Here is a 21,975-nt window from a genome sequence, read left to right on the forward strand (position 1 = left end):
GTTAAATATTTATTATTTCTTAATCTTATTGTTATATTTTCTTAACCTATTAGTAAGAATGTTAGTAGTTAGTAGTTAGTAGTTAGTAGTTAACCACTAACCACTAACCACTACCCAATTAATTAAGTTTTAAAGCATTGACTGGAACATCATCCCAAGAATCAACAGTCCGCAATCGCGCTATCCAACCAGCTGATTTTTGAGTTTCAGTCAAATTCTGTTTAAAAGACTCATGGCAATCTTTGGCTTGGGACTCATTACAGCAGGCTATACAAGCATAAATCATGCCGGAAGGATCAATTTGCTCGTTTACCCAAATAGTCATGCTGTATTTCCTCAAAAAGTAAAGCGCAAAAATTTTAGTGTGTGATCTAAGAATACTATTAAAGCCAAGAGATATCTAATAGCTAATAGAGAGGAAAACCACCTATTAGCTATTCGCAATTTCCTATTTCCCCACTAAGGCGGTGGCAAGTCTGGTTCATCGGGAAGGTGCATAGGTTTTATCTCCCCTTTCATAGCGACGACGGTAAAGCAATTCTAACTGTCCGCCATATTCTTGAATCAGTGCAATTTGACGCTGGTAAAGCCCTCGAAAGCTATTAGCAAATAGCAGTGTAAAAATAGCAACTACCAATCCCGATGCGGTTGAAACCAAAGCTTCACTAATACCACCTGTCACACCTGCTGTTCTTGCGCCTCCGACATCACCAATATTTAAAGAAGCAAAGGAAGCAATTAATCCCAAGACGGTACCAAGAAGACCCAACAGAGGCGCAAGAGCAATAATAGTATCGAAGATATTTTGACTAATTAACAACGCATACTTACATTAACAAAAGGATGCGGCGAGGAGGAGATGGGGAGATGGGGGGATGGGGAAAGGGGGAGAGGGGGAGAATTTTGAATATTGCTTTTACCTCATGTTTTAAAACACGTCGGCGGGGTCGGCAGAATTCAGCTTTCGCATCGTGCTAGCGGTAGAAATCAAGCACATTGCCACTGTTAAAACAAACACAGTTACACTCCGCTCAATAGTCATAAACATAGGCAGCATGGTAGCCGCTGCTGCTAGTTGATAAAGTCCTAGTGAAACGATAAATCCTGGTATGTAACCCAACACTGCTAGGAGTAAAGCTTCTTGAATAAGAACTACTATTAAATAGCGATCGCTATATCCAATTGCCTTCAGCATAGAGTATTGTGGCAAGTGATCGGCTACATCGGCATAAATGATTTGATAAACGATCGCAATGCCGACAATGAAAGAGACAATCACACCCAAACCAAAAATAAAACCTATGGGGGTTGTTTTTGCCCAATAAGCTTTTTCTACCCGTGCAAAATCCTCTTTTGTGAGAATCATGACATCATCAGGTAAATCATCTGTTAAAATTTTGGCAATTTGTTGTGCATCTGCACCTGGTTTCAACTGAATCAGACCGATTTGAATTTGATTGGGATGATGGTCGGGGAATAGATGTAAAAAGGTTGAGTCACTGGTAATAGCATTACCATAGGCACCAAATGACGCACCCAAGATAAACAAACCTACAACCCGGATACTGACATCATTTAATTCAGTTTCCACTGTTGATTGCTGTTGAAATAAAGTCGCGATTGGCCCAAACTCTGGTATGGAAGCTTGGTCAAACAACACTGTATTCAGCTTTTGCAGCTGACTGCGGTTTTGATGAACTTCAGGAAATTTAAATGCTGTGGTTCTCGGATCTGTACCAAACACCAAAATAGATTGTATGCGACGTGTTTGCGGATTTCTCCATTTTCCGTAACCCATATAGAGTGGACTCACCGACTCCACTTCTGCAAATCCTAACGCCTGATACAATCGCTCTCTGGAGAAATTTTTGACTGAATATACACTTTTAAAATGGGAACTCACCACCACCAAATCTGCATCTAAACCCCTTTGTGGTGCTGTGGAACTGTCAAATAGTGAAGCCTCAAACCCCATCTGGGCACAGATGAGAATGTTTGCAAAGGCAATACCTACCACTGCGATCGCCAAACGAGTTTTCTCTTTAACTAACTGCCGCCATGCTAGGAGGGTTGTGCGAAAACATTTGCGAAGCATTTACGGAGACTCCTTCCTTTGGCAAGTCCTGATAATATATCTCTTGCAAAAGTGGTTGAAAACCGGAGAAGATTAAACCTCTTGCAAAAGTAACTTTTGCAAGAGGTGGGGGAAAGATTAAACAATAAGGGGGAAAGGAAAAGACAATTTCTTTAACCCTTGTCTCAACTTCTAGATTGTTTTTGGGGTGGGAGATGAGATCTTATGTGGCTAGCTGCACCGACTGATTTAAAATTGTTGCCATATGATGTTCATATCTGGCGAATTGACCTTGAACGACCAGAACCAGAACTGCAAGCTTTAGAAGCTACTCTCTCCAGTGACGAAATAGCTCGCGCTCGGCGTTTTTATTTTCAGCAACATCAGCAGCGTTTTATCGCCGGCCGGGGAATCCTTCGTGCTATCTTGGGTCGCTACTTGGGTGTTGAACCACAAGCGGTGCGATTTGAATATGAACCCCGTGGCAAACCAATATTAGGTGATACTTATATCCATAGTGGGCTATCGTTTAACTTGTCCCATTCTCAAGATTTAGCTGTATGTGCGGTAAGTATTAACCGCGTGATTGGTGTTGATATAGAATACATCAGATCTGTGAGTGATGTAGAAGCCCTTGCCAAACGCTTCTTTTCACCCAGAGAATATGCAGTAGTGCGATCGCTTCCTCCACAACAACAGCAAAAGGTGTTTTTTCGCTACTGGACATGTAAAGAAGCTTATTTAAAAGCAACAGGAGTGGGACTAGTTCAACTGGAGCAAGTAGAGATTTCCTTGACTCCAGAAGAACCAGCAAAACTCACCACCGATGAACAGTGGAGTTTGATAGAACTTTTACCTGCTGATAATTATGTTGGTGCAGTTGCTGTAGAAGGTTTTGAGTTAGATCTGAAGTGCTGGCAATATTAATGTCACAAGAGTTTCTTTCAGTTATTTGATGCCTGGGTATCTGTATTGTCTAGCCATTCCCGTATATATTCCATACCTTCTTCTAGAGTTATTTTCGGCTCATATCCTAGCTGGGTTTGCGCTTTTTTGATGGAATAAGCATGAGGGCTAGTGGAAAAGTCTACAGCTGCTGGGAAAATAACAGGTTGTTGACCCAAAATTTTCATTCTTAACCACTCCAACCGAATCAAAGACTTGACGATTGGTGCTGGTAGAGACAAGGGCGCAGGTACATTTCCAACTTCAGCCAAACGTTTGTAGTATTCTTTCCAAGAGGTTTCCTGTCCATCAGAGATATTGAAAGCTTCTCCGTATGCTTCCTTTTCTATAGCGAGAAAGATTCCATCAATTAGATTATCTATATATACGTGATTCATCACTCCCCCTCCCGCATCAGGGATCACAAATCGTCTTTGACGCATTAGCGAAAGGGGACGAACCACCCAAGGGTTGCTCCTTGGCCCATAAACAGCTGTCGGTCTAATAATAATGACACCAAAATCTGGTGGTGCGTTCAGCTTCAATATTTCTTGTTCACTTTCTATTTTGGTCAAAGAGTAAGGATTATTCTCGCTACGGAGTGGCCCTTCTTCTGTAACTTTATTTGCATAGGTGAAGCCATATACTATTACGCTGGAGAGGTGAACAAAAGTCTTGACACCAGCATTTCTGGCTGCGCTTGCTATATTGAGGGTGCCACCAACATTGACATTACGAAACTCGTCTAGCGATCCTCCTTCTTTAACGAGGGCGGCTGTATGCAGAACAATGTCCGCTCCCTGACAAGCCTCTTGGGCAACAATTGGATCGCAGACGCTACCAACAATCACTTTCGCACCTAGACTCTGCGCCGTTTTTGCGTTATTAGGATCATTTTCTAGTCCTCTAACATGCATTCCCCGGGCGATCGCTAATTCGGTAGTACGTAAGCCAATAAATCCACCTATTCCCGTAATTAGGATAGTTTTGTCTTTAAGATTCATAAATTTAGATATCCTTTGTCAAAACAAAGAGTATTTGTTCTTAATCTCATGAACAAATATTCCAGAAATTAATTGACGAATATTGCGAGTATTCTGCTTAAAGTAGATGAGAAAAGCAAGCCCAAAACCGAAGCGGAAGATCTCATGCCTTCATGTTCATGCTAGAGATATCTCCATTTCTTGCAATCTGTCAAGGGGCGTATCTTTTAGAGAGGTTTTTATGAAATATGCCCACCAAACATTGAGTTTGAATTGATAAGAATTTGAACGAACCTAAACTTACAATTCAGCTATCAACATTTTTTGTTAATAGTAAATTTGCCAATTAACAAACGTTTTATCTACCAAGTACAAGATTACACAAATTCGTAACGAATTAAATTTTAAATACTCTGCGCCCCTCTGCGGTTACTCCGCGTTCCTCTGCGTTTAAAAAAGCTATGATTTATTGCCACAAATTAGATCCCCCCAGTAAAGTTGCGGGGGGTCGAAAAATACTTTTAGTTCTGAACGAACTTGTACAATACTGTACTACGCAACATTTAGAAAACCATTTTGAATCAAGAAAGCAGAATAGGTCATAAACAATTGCGTATTCATTGGCGGACAAACGATACCACTACCAGCAAGTGCATTCAAAGTAGCTTCACAATTGATTTTTGGTCTTCTAGTTTGCAAGTACAAATCTGGAATAGTGATTTGTTCTTCCGACCAGCGTTCCAATAAGAAAGGTCGTAGCGTATATAACGGATTATCTGCGGAATAGATATCGTTAATTAACTTTGTTTGCCACTCTTGGTAGGGAATTACTTGAATAGAAAAACCAAGAGAACGCATCCATTCAAGTAAATTAGATAACGGAACAGGTGCGGGATGCTGTAAGTGAAAAGCTTTGCCCAGTGATTCTTTTTGTTTAGATAGATAAACAATCGCTTTGCTCACATAATCTACAGGTGATGCATCCAACATATAATCCACATCTGGAAAACATCCCATTTGGATACAGCCTTTAATTACCAAGTTGATAAAATCATCTGTATTGCAAACACCTGTTTGGCTATCTCCTGCAATTAAAGGTGGTCTGTGGATAGTTACAGGAAGCCCTCTTTTACGAGCAATTGTGACTAGCTTTTCTGCTACCCATTTAGTTTGAGAATAACCCAGAAAAATGCCTTGCCAATGCTCAAAGCTATCATCTTCTTTAACAACTTTGCCAGCATAAAAAGGCGATTCAAAAACTGCGACGCTAGAAACATAATGTACAGGCTTGACTTTAAAAATACTTGCCAAGCGTAACACTTCTTGCGTTCCTAAAACGTTGGGAGTTTTGAGTGCTGAATAAGGATAAACATAATTCAGCGTTGCAGCACTGTGATAGATACTATCAAGATTAGCAGCTAGCATTTCAAAGCCTTCTTTGCTAATCCCTAACAAAGGCTGAGACAAATCGCCGATAACAGGTATAATTCTTGAACTGAATTGTTCATCCCACAGCGCATAACTTTGCAAATTTTTCTTGAGTTTTTGCTTACCTTCTGCTGGATTAGCAGCACGTACTAAGCAATAAATATCTGCATGAGTTTGCTGTAGTAGTTCGTGGATTAAAAAAGCTCCCAAAAAGCCAGTTCCACCTGTTAAAAAGATGTTATCTGGTTCGTTTTTAAACACAAAAGAGCCAGATACAGGACGAATGTTTGGATCGAGAACAGCTTCAGCACTTAAATCTAAGACAGGAGTTACATTTTTAACTGCAACAGTATCTTGTAAATCTGATGATAATTCTTCAGATTCTTCAGCTAAACGCTGTGATAGCGATGCAATTGTTGGGTAATGCCACAGCAGCGTTGGAGCCACTTTAAATCCTAGCATTTTCTCTGCTTTGGTAACAAGCAACATCGCTTGGGTAGAATCCAAACCGTAGCTATCTAATGGTTGTTCAGTATCGATTTGGTCGGGTGCAACTTTTAATAATTCAGCAAGATGTGATAGTAACCAAGCTTGAATTTCTGCTGCTGTTAAAGATTTTTTTGCTGTCTTCATATTTAGACTTCCAATGTAGAATGAACTGGGGAATACTGAGTGTAATAATTCGGAATTTGCAGTCCTTGAATTTTCAAACTTTGAATCCGGTATAAATATGCAGCACCAATCATGATGTGGTTAGCGACATCAACTACTCGGCGATTATTAGGATCTGACAGATAGGAACCTCGCAGCCAATCATTGAAGCTACCTATTGCTGGGCCACACCAGATTTGATAATCTACTTCTCGACCTTTTTCTCCAGAATTAGACCAGCGAGAAGACAACCCTAAATACCAGCGGAAAATCAATGCCATTTTCATTTTGGGATTATTAACAGCTTTCCCGAGTTTTTCTGGATTTTTTTGAGATAGATAAGTTACAGTTTCTTCCCAAACTTGAGCAAGCGGCTTGCGAAAAACTTGTTTTTCTAGCTTCTCTCTTTCCTGGTTAGGAATCTCTTCAATTGAGTTATAGTTCCTGTAGATTTCATATAATTTTTGAGCGCGGAGAGGGAACATCGTACCGCGTTTAAGAACTTGCAATTTTACCCCCATTTCAAACATATCTGCTGCTGGGGCCATCATCACGTCAGCCATATCTGCTTGTGCTAACAATTGTTTGGTGTGCTGACAACTTCCAGATTCAATACATGATTGATTAATTGAACCAGTCACTACATATGCAGCACCCATCATAAAGGCAGCTAAAGCTGATTGTGGTGTCGCAATTCCACCTGCTACTCCTACTCGGATCGGTTTTTCATAGTTATACTGTGCCTGAATTTCATTCCGCAAAGCGACAATTGAAGGTAACAAACAAACTAAAGGACGGTTATCAGTATGACCGCCGGAATCTGCTTCTGCTGTAATATCATCTGCTAGGGGAATTTTAGCGGCTAAATTCGCTTGAAATTCACTAATTAATCCTTGTGCAACCAGTTCTTGGAGCATTCTTAGCGGCGCTGGTTGCATAAATTTACTAGCAACTTCACGACGGGAAATTTTGGCAATAACCTTATTTTTTATTTCAATTTCATTGGCTGCATTTACACCCAGTCCCGCCGCACGATAATAAACAATGTTAGGAGTTAAGTCCAAAAATGCCGAAGCTTCTATTGTTCTCACCCCATATTTGAGGTATAAATCCACTGCACCACGCTCAATTGCAGGTTCATTCGGACTGTGAATTAAATTGAAAGCATAGGGGCCATTTGGCAAGGTTTGCTGGATGCGGTTAATAGCTATTTCTAAGCGATTTGGAGGTAAACCACCTGCACCAAAGGAACTCAAAATTCCTTCTTTTCCGAGAGCAATAACCATTTCTTCTGAAGCAATACCACCAGCCATTGCACCAGTGGTATAGGCATATTTCACGCCATGAAAAGAGAGAAAATTTGGGTCTCCTAATTGTTGTAGCTTGATGGGTGGAATCACTGTTAACAGTTCAATTTGTCCTGTTTTACCATTATCAAGAGGAGACAAATAACCGTCGTTGCTGACACCAATTTTGCCGTCAACTCTAACAATATAACAAGGTTTATCTAAAGATAGAAGTTTTTCTTTGATTATGTCAGGGTCAAATGTGACGCAATCTAAGGAACCTTTCCATACCTGATTGAAGTTACAGGGTTGTCCATAAAAATCAAGACCATTCTCTTGTTTACCTAGTACCGCATCTACTGTTTTCACGGTAGTTAGACCTCAAGTATTAGTAATTGATTAATACACAATGCAAAATGGGCAATAAGAACGAACCACAAAGCACACGAAGTACACGAAGTAAAGATATTAAAGAGATAAATAAAGTGCTATATTTCTAACTTGCCAGTCAAATTCTTTCTTTGCGCTCTTTGTGCCCTTTGTGGTTCGTTAAACAAGTATTATCTGGGTGGTAATAAAATAACTACAGCAACCTTTATTCACTTAGCAAATTTTCAGCACAAGCTACTTGTAGTTGAATCAATTCGCTGATTTGCTGGCTAAATTCTTGACGAGATTTTAAGAAAGCATCATGGGTTTTATGAACCCTGATATTGTTAGCATTCAGTTGTTGGTAATGAGCCTGACTTAAAATGGTAATGGGTCGAGTAATTTTCTGAGGATTGGCTGTTAACTCAACAAATTGTACTGCTGCTTTTTGCTCTAAGCTGTTATCCATGATATTTTGTATTGGCATTTCTTCTGGCTGAGTCTGAAGAGAGTTGATGGGTTCAGGTTTTTTGGCAGTTGTAGCGAGATTGTGGAAGAGTTTTTTGTTTTCTTCCGTCAAGATTTTGTCAGTAATGCTTTGACCACCCAATGTGACTTTTTTAAGGGTGAGTTTGGATTTTTTATTAGTTTCTGTTACCGGGGTGTAGAGTGGCGATAGATCAACAGAAACCTGATGGCTGACAAGTTTTGCTAGCGCTTTAACAATACCGCTATGATCGTCTAAACCTCTTCTATTTAAAGATATAGTGATGTGTTCTTTATTGCCGAGAATTTTATCAATCCATCGTGAGCAAATATTGCCAGCACCCGTCTCGATAAATATTCTGGCCCCATCTTCATAGACTCGGTTGACTAAGCGGGGAAAATCTAATTGTTGTGATAATCCTGTGGCGATACTGTTAGCGATCGCCCCACTTTCTATTTTCACCGGGCCATACTCAGCAGCAGAATAGAGAGTGACATCTGGTAGGTTTTTCTGGGTGGGTAGGGTGTTAACTCTAGCTATTTCCCCGTATTCTGAACGCATCGCCTCGCAGTGAATGACATGATCGAAGGGGGCGCGGAAGGCGTTGCAGCCTAAAATTTGAATGATTCTTTCACATGCTGCCGGTTCACCGGCGATGACGACTTCTTCTGGTGTGTTGATTTGAGTTAAGAAGACACGGTTCTCATGTTTGAGGTATTCTCGAACCTGGGATGGGGTAGTCATGAGAACGTAGTTAGCCCAGAAGTTATTATCTTGGGTTGGTGGTAAATGCCAATACTCGCGGACGGCTGTTTTTGCACCCGATAATCTGTCGGCGAATAGTGGTGAGGCGTGTAAGGTGCGAATTCCTTCGGTAAAGTTATCCCACACACCTACCGCAGACATCATGCTAGTTTCACCCAGGCTGTAGCCAAAAACGAATTTAGGTTTGACTTGAAATTCATCCCGAATGATTTGGGTGATGAATCTGGTATACAGCATGTCAACGTCGAAGATGGCCAGAGGATTGTCCAAGAATTTCTGTTCGAGAGTTTCGAGTTGACGCGATGAGAGTTTGTTCAAGCTTCTGGGAAAGACTATGCGGGAAATGTCGGCGACGAGGTATTGCAGTTTTTTGAGGGCAATATCGTCGAGGGTTTTGGGGAATAAACGGAAGAGGTTGCGGGCGATACCTAGATAGGAATTGACTGCTGCTGGATAGACGTAAGCAACTCCACCTGGTTTACCTAGTGGTTTGGCTGTGAAATAACTACCTAGCGGTGTTTGCCAGTCTTCTCCACTTGCAAAGGCTTTGTCTATACCTTTACGGGCGGCGGCGATTTCTCTGGTTAGTTCGTTTTGGTTGTGTGCCAAAATTACTAAGATGTAATTTGCACGCGCATCAAGTTTATAGTTAGCAAAAGCCAGGTTAGCAGCGTTTGCTAGGGAAGTGCCGTTGTTAACGGTGTTTTCGAGGGTATCAAGTTGTGTGAGTAAATCAGTGCGATCGCGTCCGGTAATCGGGAATAAATAAAAGGGTGTTTGCTGCAAAAATCTGCTGCTGCGTTCTGTTTGGTCTGGTTCTTCCGATAAGATCGCATGGGCGTATGTGCCATCCATTCCAATACTATTGATGGCAGCGATTCTTTTTGTCGCTTGTTTGTCAAGGAACCAAGGCCTTGATTCAGTTGCAACGTAAAAGGGACTGCCCTGAAATAATTCTTTACTCTTCACTCCAGTCCACTTGGGTGTACCTGGAATATATCTGTAATAAAGACACAGGGCAGTCTTTATCAAACTGGCAATTCCCGATGCAGTGTATGTATGACCGATATTTGCTTTAACGCTGCCAATTGCACAGCTTAAATCATTTGCACTTCCTGGATAAGCCTGAAGCAAACCTGTGATTTCTGCTTCATCTTCCTGTGGAATGCCACTACCATGAACTTCGAGATAGTTCACGTCTGTAGGTTTAATACCTGCCATCAACAAAGCTTGCTGGCAAACTTGGTGAACAGCTTTGGCACAACTGTTTCCCAGACGATCTTGCACAAAACTGATGGCGTCAACGGCCGCGTAAATGCGATCGCTATCTTTTTTAGCAGTTTCGTGCAGCTTTAATACTACTGCGCCTGCACCTTCACCGACCATCCAGCCATTTGCTTTTTGGTCGTAGGCAAGGGTATTTGCACCCGTATTAATTGCTGCCATTTGATTTCGCAACAGTACATTTTCCAACCCGCCAGCTAAATCGACGGCACCCACAAGTACAGCATCTGCTTCCCCAGTAGTAAGTAAATGTTGTGCTACTTCCAAAACTTTGAAAGTAGAGTTTTCTCCCGCAGTGATGGTAAAAACAGGGGCAGTAAAATTCCACAGTGAAGAAATGCGACTCGCCATAATATTGGCGATGTAACTTACATATTCACTGCTTTCGACGGGATGGTGCATGCCATCTTTAATGATGGTTTCTAATTGATCGACTTGATCGGACGGTAGAGAAATTTCTCCAGCAATTAATCCTTCCTTAATCTGCCAAGATAAATTCCATCTTTGCTGTAAATGATGAGCAGAATATTCTGTTTCTGTGGCAATTATTACTGATACATTTGCACCTTCTTTAATGCCTGCGTCTTTTAAAGCACGTTCGGCAACTTTTAGCAGTAATAATTGTTGTTGATTGAGTTTTTCTAGTTCATTCGGCGGAATTTTGCTTGAAACAGTATCGATTTCAAAATCAGTGATGTATGCTCCTAATGGTGGTTTACCATCAGCCAACCCATACTTTTTAAGTAACTCTGCTTGCTTTTCTATCCCGTACCATCTGTTAGGTGGTAAGGGAATAAAATGTTGTGTGCCTTCATAAATGCTGCGTTCAAAAGCATCTAAACCATCGCATCCACCAAACAAGGCATCCATACCAACGATGGCAAGTTTGGCAGGGTGGAGAGGTTCTTCGGGTGTAACTGCTTCTGTTGTATTTCCTTGTTCTAAAATCATGTGGGCATTGGTTCCACCTAAACCAAATGCACTGATAGCGGCGCGTTTGACTGGTGTATTTCCCGGCCAATTTGTGGTGCTAGTCACAATGCGTTTTGGGGAAACAACATTGTTATCTGAACCCATCGGTTCTGTAATATTAATCGTGGCTGGGATGACACCATGAGACATACTCATTAGCACCTTAATTAAACTAACGCTGCCAGCGGTGGTGAGCAAGTGACCGACGTTAGATTTCACAGAACCCAGCAAAGGTGTTGCTTGATATTTACCGAAGAAAGTTTCAATTGATTGGAATTCGGTGCTATCTCCCAATAACGTGCCAGTAGCATGGCACTCCATGTAATCAATGTTGTTAGGATTGATCTGTGCTTCTTGGTAGGCACGTTCAAAAGCGAGAGTTTGCCCTTTGGAATTGGGGCTAAGTAAATGCTTGCCTCGACCATCATTAGAAAGCCCGTTGCCTGTGATGGTAGCATAAATGCGATCGCCATCCCTAACTGCATCACTGTATCGCTTCAGCACCACCATTCCCGCACCTTCCGCAGTTAGCATCCCCCGCGATAATTTATCTAAAGGACGGCTAATATCATCATTTTCGGGATATCCTTGAATACCAGAAAATAACATCCTGATAAACAGCGGATCTGCACAGCTAATACCTCCCGCTAGCATTAAATCAGCTTTGTGCGTCCACAGATAATGGGATGCCAGCCTAATAGAATATTGTGGCGATGAACAGGCAGCATCTATACAAAAATGAATATTTGATAGTGAAAAAGCTTGGGCGATGATTGCTGCTGGTAAGCCCGATATCATCGCATTGTAGGGTGAAGTTTGGTCAGATGAATTTAATGTAGCTAAATCGAATTCTTGTTGCTGTAAAAGTTCTCTAACTGCGGGTGCTAAAACTTGCTGATATATTGGCGCAAATAATTGATTTGAAGCTTTGGTAGGTAGAGAGAGAGTACCTAATATTACTCCGCACCGAGAGAGAAGAGATTCTTGATCTAAATAACCACTGTGTTGCAAAGCTTGTTTAGCAACATGCAGTGACCATTTAAAGGTGTCATCTAGTTTTTCTAGTAATTCTGCTGGTAGTTTGTATCCTGTAGGATAGAATTTAAAATCGCGGATGAATCCACCTTTTAAGGAGTAAATTTTGTCTGGTTTACCTTTGGTTGGTTCGTAAAATATTTGTGGATTTACTCCGAGTTCTTCGGAAGTTATGGATGATGTTGAATCTTTTTGTTGAATGAGATTTTGCCAGAATTCTTCAGGATTTTTGGCGTCGGGAAATAGGCATGAGAATCCAATGATGGCGATTTTTTCCACGGGTGATCTCCTAAGTCTTGATAATTTAAACGCGGAGGAACGCAGAGGTTAGCGCAGAGGGTACGCAGAGTTTTTATGAGTGAATATCCAATTCGTATTGGGATTTGTTTAGTTTTAGATTTAGGACTTAGGTTGCATTAATTTGGCTGGGAAAATAATGCCTTTACCTCCCAAGAGTTGTGAGTAGATTGTTCCTTGTTGATCGTGTACAAAGAAATCAGCAACTACGCCTGTTTGTGTTTTACTTTTGATTTCACAGGAGACGTAGAAAGGCTTATTATAGGGAGTTTTGGCAAATTGTTCGTATCTTTCTTGTTGTCCTGGCAAGCAAATTTCTTGATGGTAATGATATAGCCAAATCCATAAGGAATGGGTACTCAGATCGGTTGTAAATCCATTGATCCAATATGCTGGAAATTGACCTTGTTTGGTTTTGTCGATTTCTTGCCAAAAACATTCGACGGTGATTTTATCGGGACTAATATTTATTACTCTTCTAAGTTGTTGGAAAGTGGAACCGTGAAATAATGCTGATTCTCCTGTTTGATAAAAGTCTTTACCAGTGGTGGTAATGATGTTATCTTCTACGAGATTCAGGTTTTCATAGGTAGGGGCGGGAGGAATGTCACGCAGGAGTTTAACTTGAGTGCTGAAGTGATATATGGTTTTACCTTCTGGAGTTTTACTCGAAATTTTGCACAAGAAATTAACTTCGTGAGTATCGATATTTTTGGAAGTTTCTTGCAAGTCGAGAATATATTCATTAGCTAAGGTTTCATTGAAGGTAATTCCTTTGAATATCCGGAAATCTGTACTACTAAATGCTTTATATCCTGGATATAGTTTTTCGCAAACATCGGACATCCATGATACTGCACAAGTTGCTGGCAAAACGGGATTACCGGCAATTACATGATCCTGTAAAAAGGGATTTGCTGCGAGTGCAAGTTTACGACGGATGCGATAGCTGCGGAGTTCTGGTTCTATAGTTGCAGCGGGTGGAGTCATTGGACTGCCGATCACAACTTGTGTGGTATTGTGATTGGCAAGATGCATTTCTCTAACTAACATTTGTGTTCCCGCTTCCACTGGGATAATATCAATACCCCGACGGGCAAATTCTTTTTTCAATTCTGGTGTCACCATGCCACTATCCCAACCTCCCCAGTTAATAGCAACAACGTGACACTGGGGATATTTTTGCTTGATTAAATGGGCTGATTTGTTGAGAATTTCGTTAGCAATAGCATAATCAGATTGTCCGATATTACCGTAAAAACCTGTTACCGAAGAAAACAAAACTAAATGTTCAAGTTGACTGGGTTTGATGCAAGTTAAAAGATTTTCTAAACCTTGTACTTTAGCAGTGTAAACCTTTTCAAAATCCTGTTCTGTTTTCTTTTCAATCAACTTATCGGCTAAATTGCCAGCACCGTGAATGATGCCTGTAATTTGACCTATACGTTCAACAGCTGTAGCGAGTTTTTGATTTAAAGCTGAGACATCAGTGACATCAACACTGATATATTCTGCTTGACCACCTGCTTTTTGAATCGCCGCCAAAGTTTCTTTAATTTCTCGACTCGAAGAGATTTGATTATAAACCTTTTGCAGACTCATGGGTGTGGGCTTCTCTCCAAGAGAAAGAAGATATTCCATGATGCGTTTTTTTAATGTCGCTTCATCAAAACAATCTTGAGCAAAATCAGGTTCTGTTTCTAAAATTTCCGAACGACCAAGAAGAATAAACTTGCAAGAATATTGCTGCGCTAACCTAATAGCACACTTAGCTGTAATACCTTTAGCACCGCCACTGACCAGAAAAACTGATGAAGGGCGAATTTGAGCTACTGTAGTCATAAATTTTCCTCTTGCAGCGATTAAAGGCAAAGAAATCATTGTCAAGTAACGATAAACACTGATGATTAATCTGTGTTCATCTGTGGTCGAAAATAATCAAAAATTGTATGCGTGCATAAAGATTTTCTAAATAAAAACATTCTTGTTATTTTCAGGTAATTATGAAACTATCAAAATCTGATTGTTGATAGATATTAATCACAGTATTTCTTCTGTTTGTAGGATTTTTTTGAGGTGAAGGCTTGATTGCGATCGCCATAATTAAAAACATTACAATCATGATTGCTATTATTATTGGTAATGGTATAAAATTTTCATTTTGAGATTGTGAACTGAAATTGGAACTTGACCCGATATTTGAATATGAAGCTAAATTGGAATTAGGCTCAACAAGCCGAACATCACCAAGGTCTTTCTGTTTTGGTGAGAGTTTTATAAAAGAGTTATAACTTTTGTAGCCATTGGCTTGAATAGATAGTTGTCCCTGCAAATAATTGCTGTTGTTAAAGTTTACAGTCAGTCGATAAATTCCTTCTAAATCTGTATAGGTAGAAACTGAATGACCTTCATAATTTAGTGAAACTTTTGCTCCACTAATAGGGGCATGTTTCTTTTGATCTAGAACGCGACCCAGGTAAGTAATTGTTTGATTCTTGGACATATCTTCAAGCAGAGTGGAGGAGTGGGGAAGTGGGGGAGTGGGGGAGTGAGGGAGTGGGGGCTGTGGGGGAGTGGGGGAGTTGTTTTAACATTTTCCCCCCCTCTCCCACTCCTATTTCCCCCTCTCCCTCTCTTCCCCTGCTAATTTCCCCTCATCTCCCCATCTCCCCCTCCTCTTATTCAGGTGTACTAATGAGAGTTACTCTTCCCTGTGAACCATAGGCTACTTCGGTAAGATAGCGATTGGGGTCATGAAGTTCGGCAACGATGTGATGTGCTGATTCTTCTGAGTTAATATCAGGGCTGAGGTCGATCGCTCGACAATACACTTTTGGCCATTCCCAAACTAGGGTTTTGGTTAGTCCAAATAAACCTGCACCGATCGCCCCAAAGTTGACTTTGTGTTCCAGGCCAAAAACTCCGTCTAGACGTGCTACGGTACAGAAACAACTGCGTCCGTAATTAGCTGCTGCGTTGAGGGATTTTTTCAAGTGTTTCGCCATGAAGAAAACTTGCTTAATAATCGCTTTTTCTTCTGGGAAATACGCAACTGTACCATTATTACTTGTATTACTTGCCTGGAAGACGGGATGAATGTGGATAAATGCCCCGACTGCACCATAGTTAGTGGCGATCGCTGCTAATTGTTGTTGCAGATGTTCCTCACTTTGGTCTTGCAAGGTAACGCGACTGACGCTTGGGGGTAGGGGCGATTTTTCGGGAACGAGGGATGGGGGTAAATTTAAAACTACTACTTTCCATCCCCGTTGGCTGAGTAATTCAGCAACTTTGGTAGTGGTGAGAGAACCATCATCGGTGATTAAGGCGATGTGTCCCTCTGGTATGGGAATTTCCCAAAAATCTGGTGGAGGTAGAATTTGCAGTTTAGCTGGACGGCGTTGGACATTGTGTTTTAAGTCGTCTAGCTGGTCAGCAGATTCATGCTGGTACTTTTTTTTTTCAGCCCCAGCAGCTAGTTTCTGGAGATACTCGACTATTTGACCGATGGTGCGTAGTTCTGCTAGTTCTTCTACATTACTTGGCTTGGGTAAGTCGGGGTATTTCTCCTGCAACGCACCCATGATTTCCACCCGTTTAATCGAGTCAATCCCCAAGTCTGCTTCCATGTCCATATCGAGTTCTAGCATCTCGACTGGGTAGCCTGTCTTTTCGCTAGTAATAGCTAACAGGGTTTCAGATAAGTTGCTTAAGTCAACTTCTGATACAGGAGTATGTGTTTCAGTAACTGTGATAATTGTTTCTGCGGCTACTGCAACACTTTCGCTAACTGCGGTGGAGTCGTTGGCTATTGTTGGTTGTTGGTTGTTGGTTGTTGGTGGTTGGTGGGTGGTGGTTGGTTGTTGGTGGGTGGTGGTTGGGGTAGAAACCAAAGATTGCAGATACTGGACAATTTGACCGATGGTGCGTAATTCTGCCAGTTCTTCTACATTACTTGGCTTGGGCATGTCGGGGTATTTCTCTTGCAACGCACCCATGATTTCTACACGTTTGATGGAATCAATCCCCAAGTCTGCTTCCATGTCCATGTCCATATCCAGCATTTCGACTGGGTAGCCAGTCTTTTCGCTGGTGATGGCTAGCAGGGTTTGATCCAAGTCGGACAAATCAATGGCTGGTGCTGATGCTGGCGGTAGTGGTACTTGAGAAACTACTGGTTGAGGTGGTGTGCTGACGGTCAGTGTGGGGGGAGTGGGGGGAGTGGGAGAGTGGGAGAGTGGGAGAGTGGGGGAGGTGGGGGAAGGTAGAGAAGTGTTTTCTTGTGTTACTTCTTTGACTGGTTTGACTTCTCTTACTTCTGTGACTTCTTTTATTGTTTTGACTTCTTCTGGTACTTCTATTCTCCCATTTGTAGAAATTACTGGTTGAGGAGTTGCCCCATCGGTGATGAGTTGGGAATATTCTTGCTGGACGAGTTGGAAAAAGTTTTTGGTATATTCTACCTGATCCTTGAGATATTGCTCGTGGATGCGTAGGGTTTCACCTTGTTGGGCGTGAAACTGCGTCATGCTGCGGTCTAAGCTTTCGATGATTGTTGGTTTCAGTTTGGCCGCATCCGGTGAATGTTTGTTGTTAGCAAGCAAGGAATTTTGCTGCTGCATCAGTTGGAAAAAGGTTTTGGCATATTCCACCTGATGGTTCAGATAGTGGGAATGAACTTGTAAATTTTCACTTTGATTTTGTTGAAACTGTGTCAGGACGTACTCTAAGCTTTCTAAAACTCTTTGATAATTTACAAGTTTGTCTGGGATATCTGGCATTTTCGACTCCAGATCTGGTTTGGGTGAGAGGGGGGGATTGGGGATTGGGGATTGGGGATTGGTTTTGTTACCAATGCCCCATGCCCTTTGCCCATTGCCCTTCTGTTCTGTGTCTTCTATCAGAAGGGGTTTTTTACTGTGTCCGTTATTTCCGTTACTTTGTTGCACTGCTGGGGTGGGAGTGGCATTTACAGTTAGGGTAAGAGGTTGAGATGTAACTGTCTTTTCCTCAGATCCGCTGTGCTGCAATTTCACTGTTTGCCCATTCTGTAAAGCTTGCCCAAATGCCATTTTCGTTTTTTCTGATACGTAGTTACTACCGCATAACTGCACGCTCAAACCCTTGTTTTTCTGTGGTTCGGCAATAACTGGTGGTAGTTGGTAAGGGTCGAGGTTTTTCAAGGGCATTCCTGCGACGCGCAACTGCACAGTAGCTTCCCGCAGAGAACGATCGCTGTTCTTTTGGGCGCTGGGATTCAATGCGATCGCCATATGCGGACGTTCGCCAAGAATATCTTTTACCAAGTTGGTGAGAATGTTTCTCGGCCCAAATTCCACAAAGCAGTAACCCCCAGCCGCATAGATATTTTCTATCTCCTGTTTGAACAAGACTGAGTTCGAGAGGTGGGATTCTAGGGTTCTTTGAATTACTGCTGGTTCTTTGGGATACTCCTTACCTGTGACGTTGGTGTAAACAGGGATTTGGGGAATTTGGAAGTTAACGTTCTTGATGGCGATCGCAAAGGATTTTTGAGCAAAAGCAATTAGCGGTGTATGGAAAGCTGCGGATACTGGTAGCAAGACAGCGGCGTATCCTTGGTTGTGCAAAGCATCCCGGACTTTTGCGATTTCATCTGTAGGGCCTGCTAACACTACTTGTCGGGGTGAATTGAGATTGGCGATCGCTACCTGCGGAAAATTCCTCAGCACCCCTTCCACCTTACTCAGGTCTTCTTTTACCGCCAGCATCGCACCCGTATCATAATTCGGGTCTTTGGGTGCAGCCATTGCTTGTCCCCGTGCTTTCACCAGCAAACAGTAATCTGCATCACTCAAAACTCCCGCCGCCCATAAAGCTGTGAGTTCACCAAAACTGTGTCCGGCTACAAAATCTGCCTGAAATCCAGATTTTTGCAGTAATTTATACATCCCTGCGCTTAACATGCCGATGGCAGGCTGAGCGTATTCTGTTCGCTGCAATGCCGCCACTTGGGCATTTTTTTCCGTCTCTTCAAATGCAGAATGGGGAAAAACTATTTCCGAGAGTGGTTGCAAATTATCTTTGCGTAACAGGCTATCCATGTAGCCATAAAGACCGCGCATTTCCGGGAAATTCATGACTAATTCCCGACCCATATGCAAGTATTGCGAACCTTGCCCGGAAAATAAAGCCACTACTTTCCCAGCTAACTCCATACCAGCAGCGCGGTAGAAAATACCTTGGGGATGCTCCCAAGATGTTGCAGCAGCTTTGTTTTTCAGCAAGTCGATACTTATTTGCATGAACTTGCAAGCTTCAGCGCGAGACTCTGCCACAAAACCAACTCTGGCAGCACTCTCAGGAATTTCTGTAGTTTTGCAAGCTTCTACCAGTTCTAAATAATGCTTGTCGCCTGCTTCAGACTGCAACTTAGTTAAAGTTTCTTCACAACTGCTCAACAACTGCGCCGGAGTTTGAGCAAACAGCACTACTTCACTGGGAGCAATGTGCAAGCGATAAGCCTGGTTATGTTCGCCTTCGTATTCTTCGAGGACGACGTGGTAATTTGTACCGCCGAAGCCAAACGAACTCACACCCGCCCGTCTTGGCGGTTCACCTTCTGACCGAATCCAAGGTCTGGTTTCGATGTTCAAATAGAAGGGGGTATTCTTGATGTTGAGTTTGGGATTGGGCTGAGTGACGTTAATCGTGGCTGGGAGAATCTTGTGATGAAGTGCCAAAGCAGTTTTGATTAGACTCGCCGCACCAGCAGCAGCTTTTGTATGTCCGATTTGAGATTTGACAGTTCCAAGGGCGATATATTGCTTTTTAGAGTTGTTTTTCCCGAAAAATTCTCGCAAAGAACCAAATTCGGTGGGATCGCCTGCCATAGTTCCCGTACCGTGTGCTTCAATTAGGGTGACAGTTTCGGGCGTAAAGCCTGCATCTTCGTAGGCACGGCGTAATGCTTGCACTTGCCCTTCTTGGCGAGGGGCGTAAATGCTTTTATAGCGTCCATCACTGGATGTACCGATGCCTTTGATGACTGCATAGATTTTATCGTTGTCTCGTACCGCATCTTCTAGGCGTTTGAGGACAACCATACCGATACCTTCACCCAACATCATGCCATCGGACTCGGTATCAAAAGGTCTAACGGTTTCGCTGGGAGATACTGCTGGTGTTTTGCTGAAACTGATATAAGCTGTGATGGAGTTATCTGTATCAACGCCGCCAGTCAGCATCATATCGCAGCGATGCTCTACTAACTCGCTAATTGCCATTTTCAGGGCAGCGAAGGAACTAGCACAAGCAGCATCAACTGTACAATTTATCCCGCCTAAATTTAAACGGTTGGCAATGCGTCCGGCGATTACGTTAGCTAGCATACCGGGGAATGCATTTTCATCCCATTTCACATAGGCGCTTTTGATTTTCTCGATAATTTTTTGGGTATCTTCATCAGATAAGCCACTGCTTTTGAGTGCCTTTTCCCAAATTGGATATTGCAGACGCGCAGCAAGGGGAATCCCCAGTTTCAGTGCTGCTGAACCTAAGATAACGCCTACAGTTTCGCGATTAAACTCGCGATTTTCTGTATAGCCAGCATCTTCCATCGCCTGTTTGGCAATTAGCAAGCTCAACAGTTGCGAAACATCTGTAACCTCTAAGATATTTGGTGGAATACCAAACTCCATTGGGTTAAAATCAACATGAGGGATAAATCCACCTCTTCTACAGTAGGTTTTGTCTTCTGGTGTTCTGGGATTGGGATCGTAGTAATCTTCTACATTCCAGTGTGTTGATGGGATGTCGGTAATGCAGTCGAGTTTGTTAACAATATTTTGCCAATATTCCCGCAAGTTTCTGGCTTGAGGAAATAAAGAAGCCATACCAATAATGGCGATAGGATTATGTTGCAATTTTCTGTTAATTTTTTCGATTGGCGTTGATTGATCCGACATCTTTTTTTTGACCTCAATAAACCTCACCAAAGCCTTTTCACAATCGTTTATCTGTTCTTCCAATTGCGCTAAGGCAATATCAATTGAATGAGCAGACATAGAAAAATAGACTAATCTTTGATAATGTGGATGCTAGAACTGCTACAATTTCTGTAGCGAATTAATGTAGCAGTTATCCTATGCACGAAAGCTAAATACCTGTACAGACATTCATGCCAAATAGCAAATGTCACCCTGATGAGTAGACGCTTTACCCGATGAAAATCATCTCGGCTACGTCTGTTGCGATCGGATAAAAAAATATTACACAGCGCTCGACTCCTGAGATTCTGGTAGTAGGTCGATAACGTTGTTGTAACTAGTAAAGTAGTCTTGCAGTGCGTTAGCTGCTTGACCAGTGAACTCAATCCATTCGTAATGATGGTGATTGGTGGAGATGCTTTCAAGCTGGAATAATGAAAACTTGGGAGTAACTAAGAGGATAGAAATGCTTTTTTCTCCAGAGCCAGTTTGATTCTCTAGCTTAACTGCGGCAATGTAGTTAGTGTTAATGACAACGTTCTGAATCTTAATAAATGCCATAGCAGTTTCGACTTCCAAGATAATATATTCTATAAATTTTGTCAAACATTATTTGACAAAATCGTTACAGAAAAACGCCTCCTTTCATCCGAATTCATGAGCAAATTTACCAAATAATTGAACTAGTAATTAATGATGGCAATTAGACTTTTTTTAGTGTTTAGTTGTCCGCTCTCAATCAACTAACTAATTTGCCCTGCCGCTGAAATCATGAGAATTAACACCAACATTAGCATAGCTAGCATCAACTGGACTGTTCGTGGAAGGCAATTTTAAAAAAATCTGATGGAAACTATAAAGCATTCTAAAATAGTAACTTTTCTTACTTTTAGTTAGTAGCGAATCTCTTTACATTCCCAGTTGTTAAATAGAAATTTTGTTTGATATGAAAAGATAAACACCAATTTGTTTAATAATTAACTGAACGAAGTGATAAATAAATTTATGCAGTCAGCGAGCATCAGTAAATTTTTCATATAAGCATGGTAATTCAGCTAAGACGGATGCTGATTTTTTAATAAAAATAAACTAGATATGTTAAGTGGCTATTTAAGTCAATATTTGTTTACATGATTGTGAATAGCAGACACACATTGAGTAAATGTTAATCAATAACAGAAAATTTTTTAAGGTTTTTTGGTGGTTAGTAGTTGGTTGATATCATGTCCGATTCAATAGGAGCTAGAGGCTCTAATTCTCGTTACCAGGTTCAACCTAGTAACGAGGATTTGGAGGCTCCCGACTTTTGCAACTGGCGTTGCTGAATTTGGTCATGAATTATGTTTGCATACATTTTTGTAGCTCGATGCCAAATCATTGTAGAGACGTAGCAATGCTACGTCTGGTCATACCCGTGAATTGTAAATTCATA

General features: G+C 41.7%; 11 protein-coding genes and 1 pseudogene. 1 reads left to right on the forward strand and 11 read right to left on the reverse strand.

Annotation, left to right across the window (positions count from 1 at the left end; genetic code table 11):
- Window positions 1-118 precede the first annotated feature (118 nt).
- The 3 genes and pseudogenes from HXY43_RS10450 to devC all read right to left on the reverse strand — a co-directional run bounded on the left by HXY43_RS10450 (window position 119) and on the right by devC (window position 2,095).
- The gene (locus HXY43_RS10450; protein WP_026732279.1) at window positions 119-325 is read right to left on the reverse strand and encodes a hypothetical protein; all 207 of its coding nucleotides are present in this window, start codon (window positions 323-325) and stop codon (window positions 119-121) included.
- 156 nt (window positions 326-481) lie between these two features.
- A pseudogene (locus tag HXY43_RS10455) lies at window positions 482-808 on the reverse strand (MotA/TolQ/ExbB proton channel family protein); the annotation flags it as partial.
- 120 nt (window positions 809-928) lie between these two features.
- A complete protein-coding gene (gene devC, locus HXY43_RS10460; protein ID WP_290883065.1) occupies window positions 929-2,095 on the reverse strand; it encodes an ABC transporter permease DevC in 1,167 nt (388 codons plus the stop codon).
- Window positions 2,096-2,299: 204 nt separating this feature from the next.
- On the opposite strand from devC, the gene hetI reads away from it, so the two are divergent.
- Entirely contained in the window at window positions 2,300-3,001 is a 702-nt protein-coding gene (gene hetI, locus HXY43_RS10465) for a 4'-phosphopantetheinyl transferase HetI (RefSeq protein ID WP_290883067.1), read from the forward strand.
- A 17-nt stretch (window positions 3,002-3,018) separates the two neighbouring features.
- Here the strand turns inward: hetI and HXY43_RS10470 are convergent, their stop codons facing one another.
- From HXY43_RS10470 to HXY43_RS10505, 8 genes are all read right to left on the reverse strand, one after another.
- On the reverse strand, window positions 3,019-4,023 hold the full coding sequence (locus HXY43_RS10470) for an NAD(P)-dependent oxidoreductase (RefSeq protein ID WP_290883069.1): 1,005 nt from the start codon (window positions 4,021-4,023) through the stop codon (window positions 3,019-3,021).
- Between the two features lie 531 nt (window positions 4,024-4,554).
- Window positions 4,555-6,063 carry a thioester reductase domain-containing protein gene (locus HXY43_RS10475; protein WP_290883071.1) on the reverse strand — a complete coding sequence of 503 codons (1,509 nt, stop codon included), beginning with the start codon at window positions 6,061-6,063 and terminating at the stop codon, window positions 4,555-4,557.
- Window positions 6,064-6,065: 2 nt separating this feature from the next.
- Window positions 6,066-7,736 carry a PfaD family polyunsaturated fatty acid/polyketide biosynthesis protein gene (locus HXY43_RS10480; RefSeq protein WP_290883074.1) on the reverse strand — a complete coding sequence of 557 codons (1,671 nt, stop codon included), beginning with the start codon at window positions 7,734-7,736 and terminating at the stop codon, window positions 6,066-6,068.
- Between the two features lie 226 nt (window positions 7,737-7,962).
- A complete protein-coding gene (locus HXY43_RS10485; protein WP_290883077.1) occupies window positions 7,963-12,558 on the reverse strand; it encodes a PfaB family protein in 4,596 nt (1,531 codons plus the stop codon).
- Window positions 12,559-12,678: 120 nt separating this feature from the next.
- Window positions 12,679-14,418 (reverse strand): SDR family NAD(P)-dependent oxidoreductase, encoded by a 1,740-nt coding sequence (locus HXY43_RS10490; protein ID WP_290883079.1) that lies wholly within the window; start codon window positions 14,416-14,418, stop codon window positions 12,679-12,681.
- Between the two features lie 151 nt (window positions 14,419-14,569).
- Window positions 14,570-15,079: a carboxypeptidase-like regulatory domain-containing protein gene (locus tag HXY43_RS10495; RefSeq protein ID WP_290883082.1), complete on the reverse strand. Its 510-nt coding sequence runs from the start codon at window positions 15,077-15,079 to the stop codon at window positions 14,570-14,572.
- Between the two features lie 175 nt (window positions 15,080-15,254).
- The gene (locus tag HXY43_RS10500) at window positions 15,255-20,621 is read right to left on the reverse strand and encodes a type I polyketide synthase (protein WP_290883085.1); all 5,367 of its coding nucleotides are present in this window, start codon (window positions 20,619-20,621) and stop codon (window positions 15,255-15,257) included.
- A gap of 204 nt (window positions 20,622-20,825) precedes the next feature.
- A complete protein-coding gene (locus tag HXY43_RS10505; protein ID WP_290883087.1) occupies window positions 20,826-21,104 on the reverse strand; it encodes a hypothetical protein in 279 nt (92 codons plus the stop codon).
- Between the last annotated feature and the right edge of the window lie 871 nt (window positions 21,105-21,975).

Source organism: Fischerella sp., from assembly GCF_013388695.1.
In the GTDB taxonomy this organism is placed as follows: Bacteria; Cyanobacteriota; Cyanobacteriia; order Cyanobacteriales; family Nostocaceae; genus PCC9605.

Bases quoted from the DNA above. Each gene is read 5' to 3' on its own strand.
- HXY43_RS10450 (WP_026732279.1), bottom strand. From the start codon at position 325: ATGACTATTTGGGTAAACGAGCAAATTGATCCTTCCGGCATGATTTAT.
- devC (WP_290883065.1), bottom strand. From the start codon at position 2,095: ATGCTTCGCAAATGTTTTCGCACAACCCTCCTAGCATGGCGGCAGTTA.
- hetI (WP_290883067.1), top strand. From the start codon at position 2,300: ATGTGGCTAGCTGCACCGACTGATTTAAAATTGTTGCCATATGATGTT.
- HXY43_RS10470 (WP_290883069.1), bottom strand. From the start codon at position 4,023: ATGAATCTTAAAGACAAAACTATCCTAATTACGGGAATAGGTGGATTT.
- HXY43_RS10475 (WP_290883071.1), bottom strand. From the start codon at position 6,063: ATGAAGACAGCAAAAAAATCTTTAACAGCAGCAGAAATTCAAGCTTGG.
- HXY43_RS10490 (WP_290883079.1), bottom strand. From the start codon at position 14,418: ATGACTACAGTAGCTCAAATTCGCCCTTCATCAGTTTTTCTGGTCAGT.
- HXY43_RS10495 (WP_290883082.1), bottom strand. From the start codon at position 15,079: ATGTCCAAGAATCAAACAATTACTTACCTGGGTCGCGTTCTAGATCAA.
- HXY43_RS10500 (WP_290883085.1), bottom strand. From the start codon at position 20,621: ATGTCTGCTCATTCAATTGATATTGCCTTAGCGCAATTGGAAGAACAG.
- HXY43_RS10505 (WP_290883087.1), bottom strand. From the start codon at position 21,104: ATGGCATTTATTAAGATTCAGAACGTTGTCATTAACACTAACTACATT.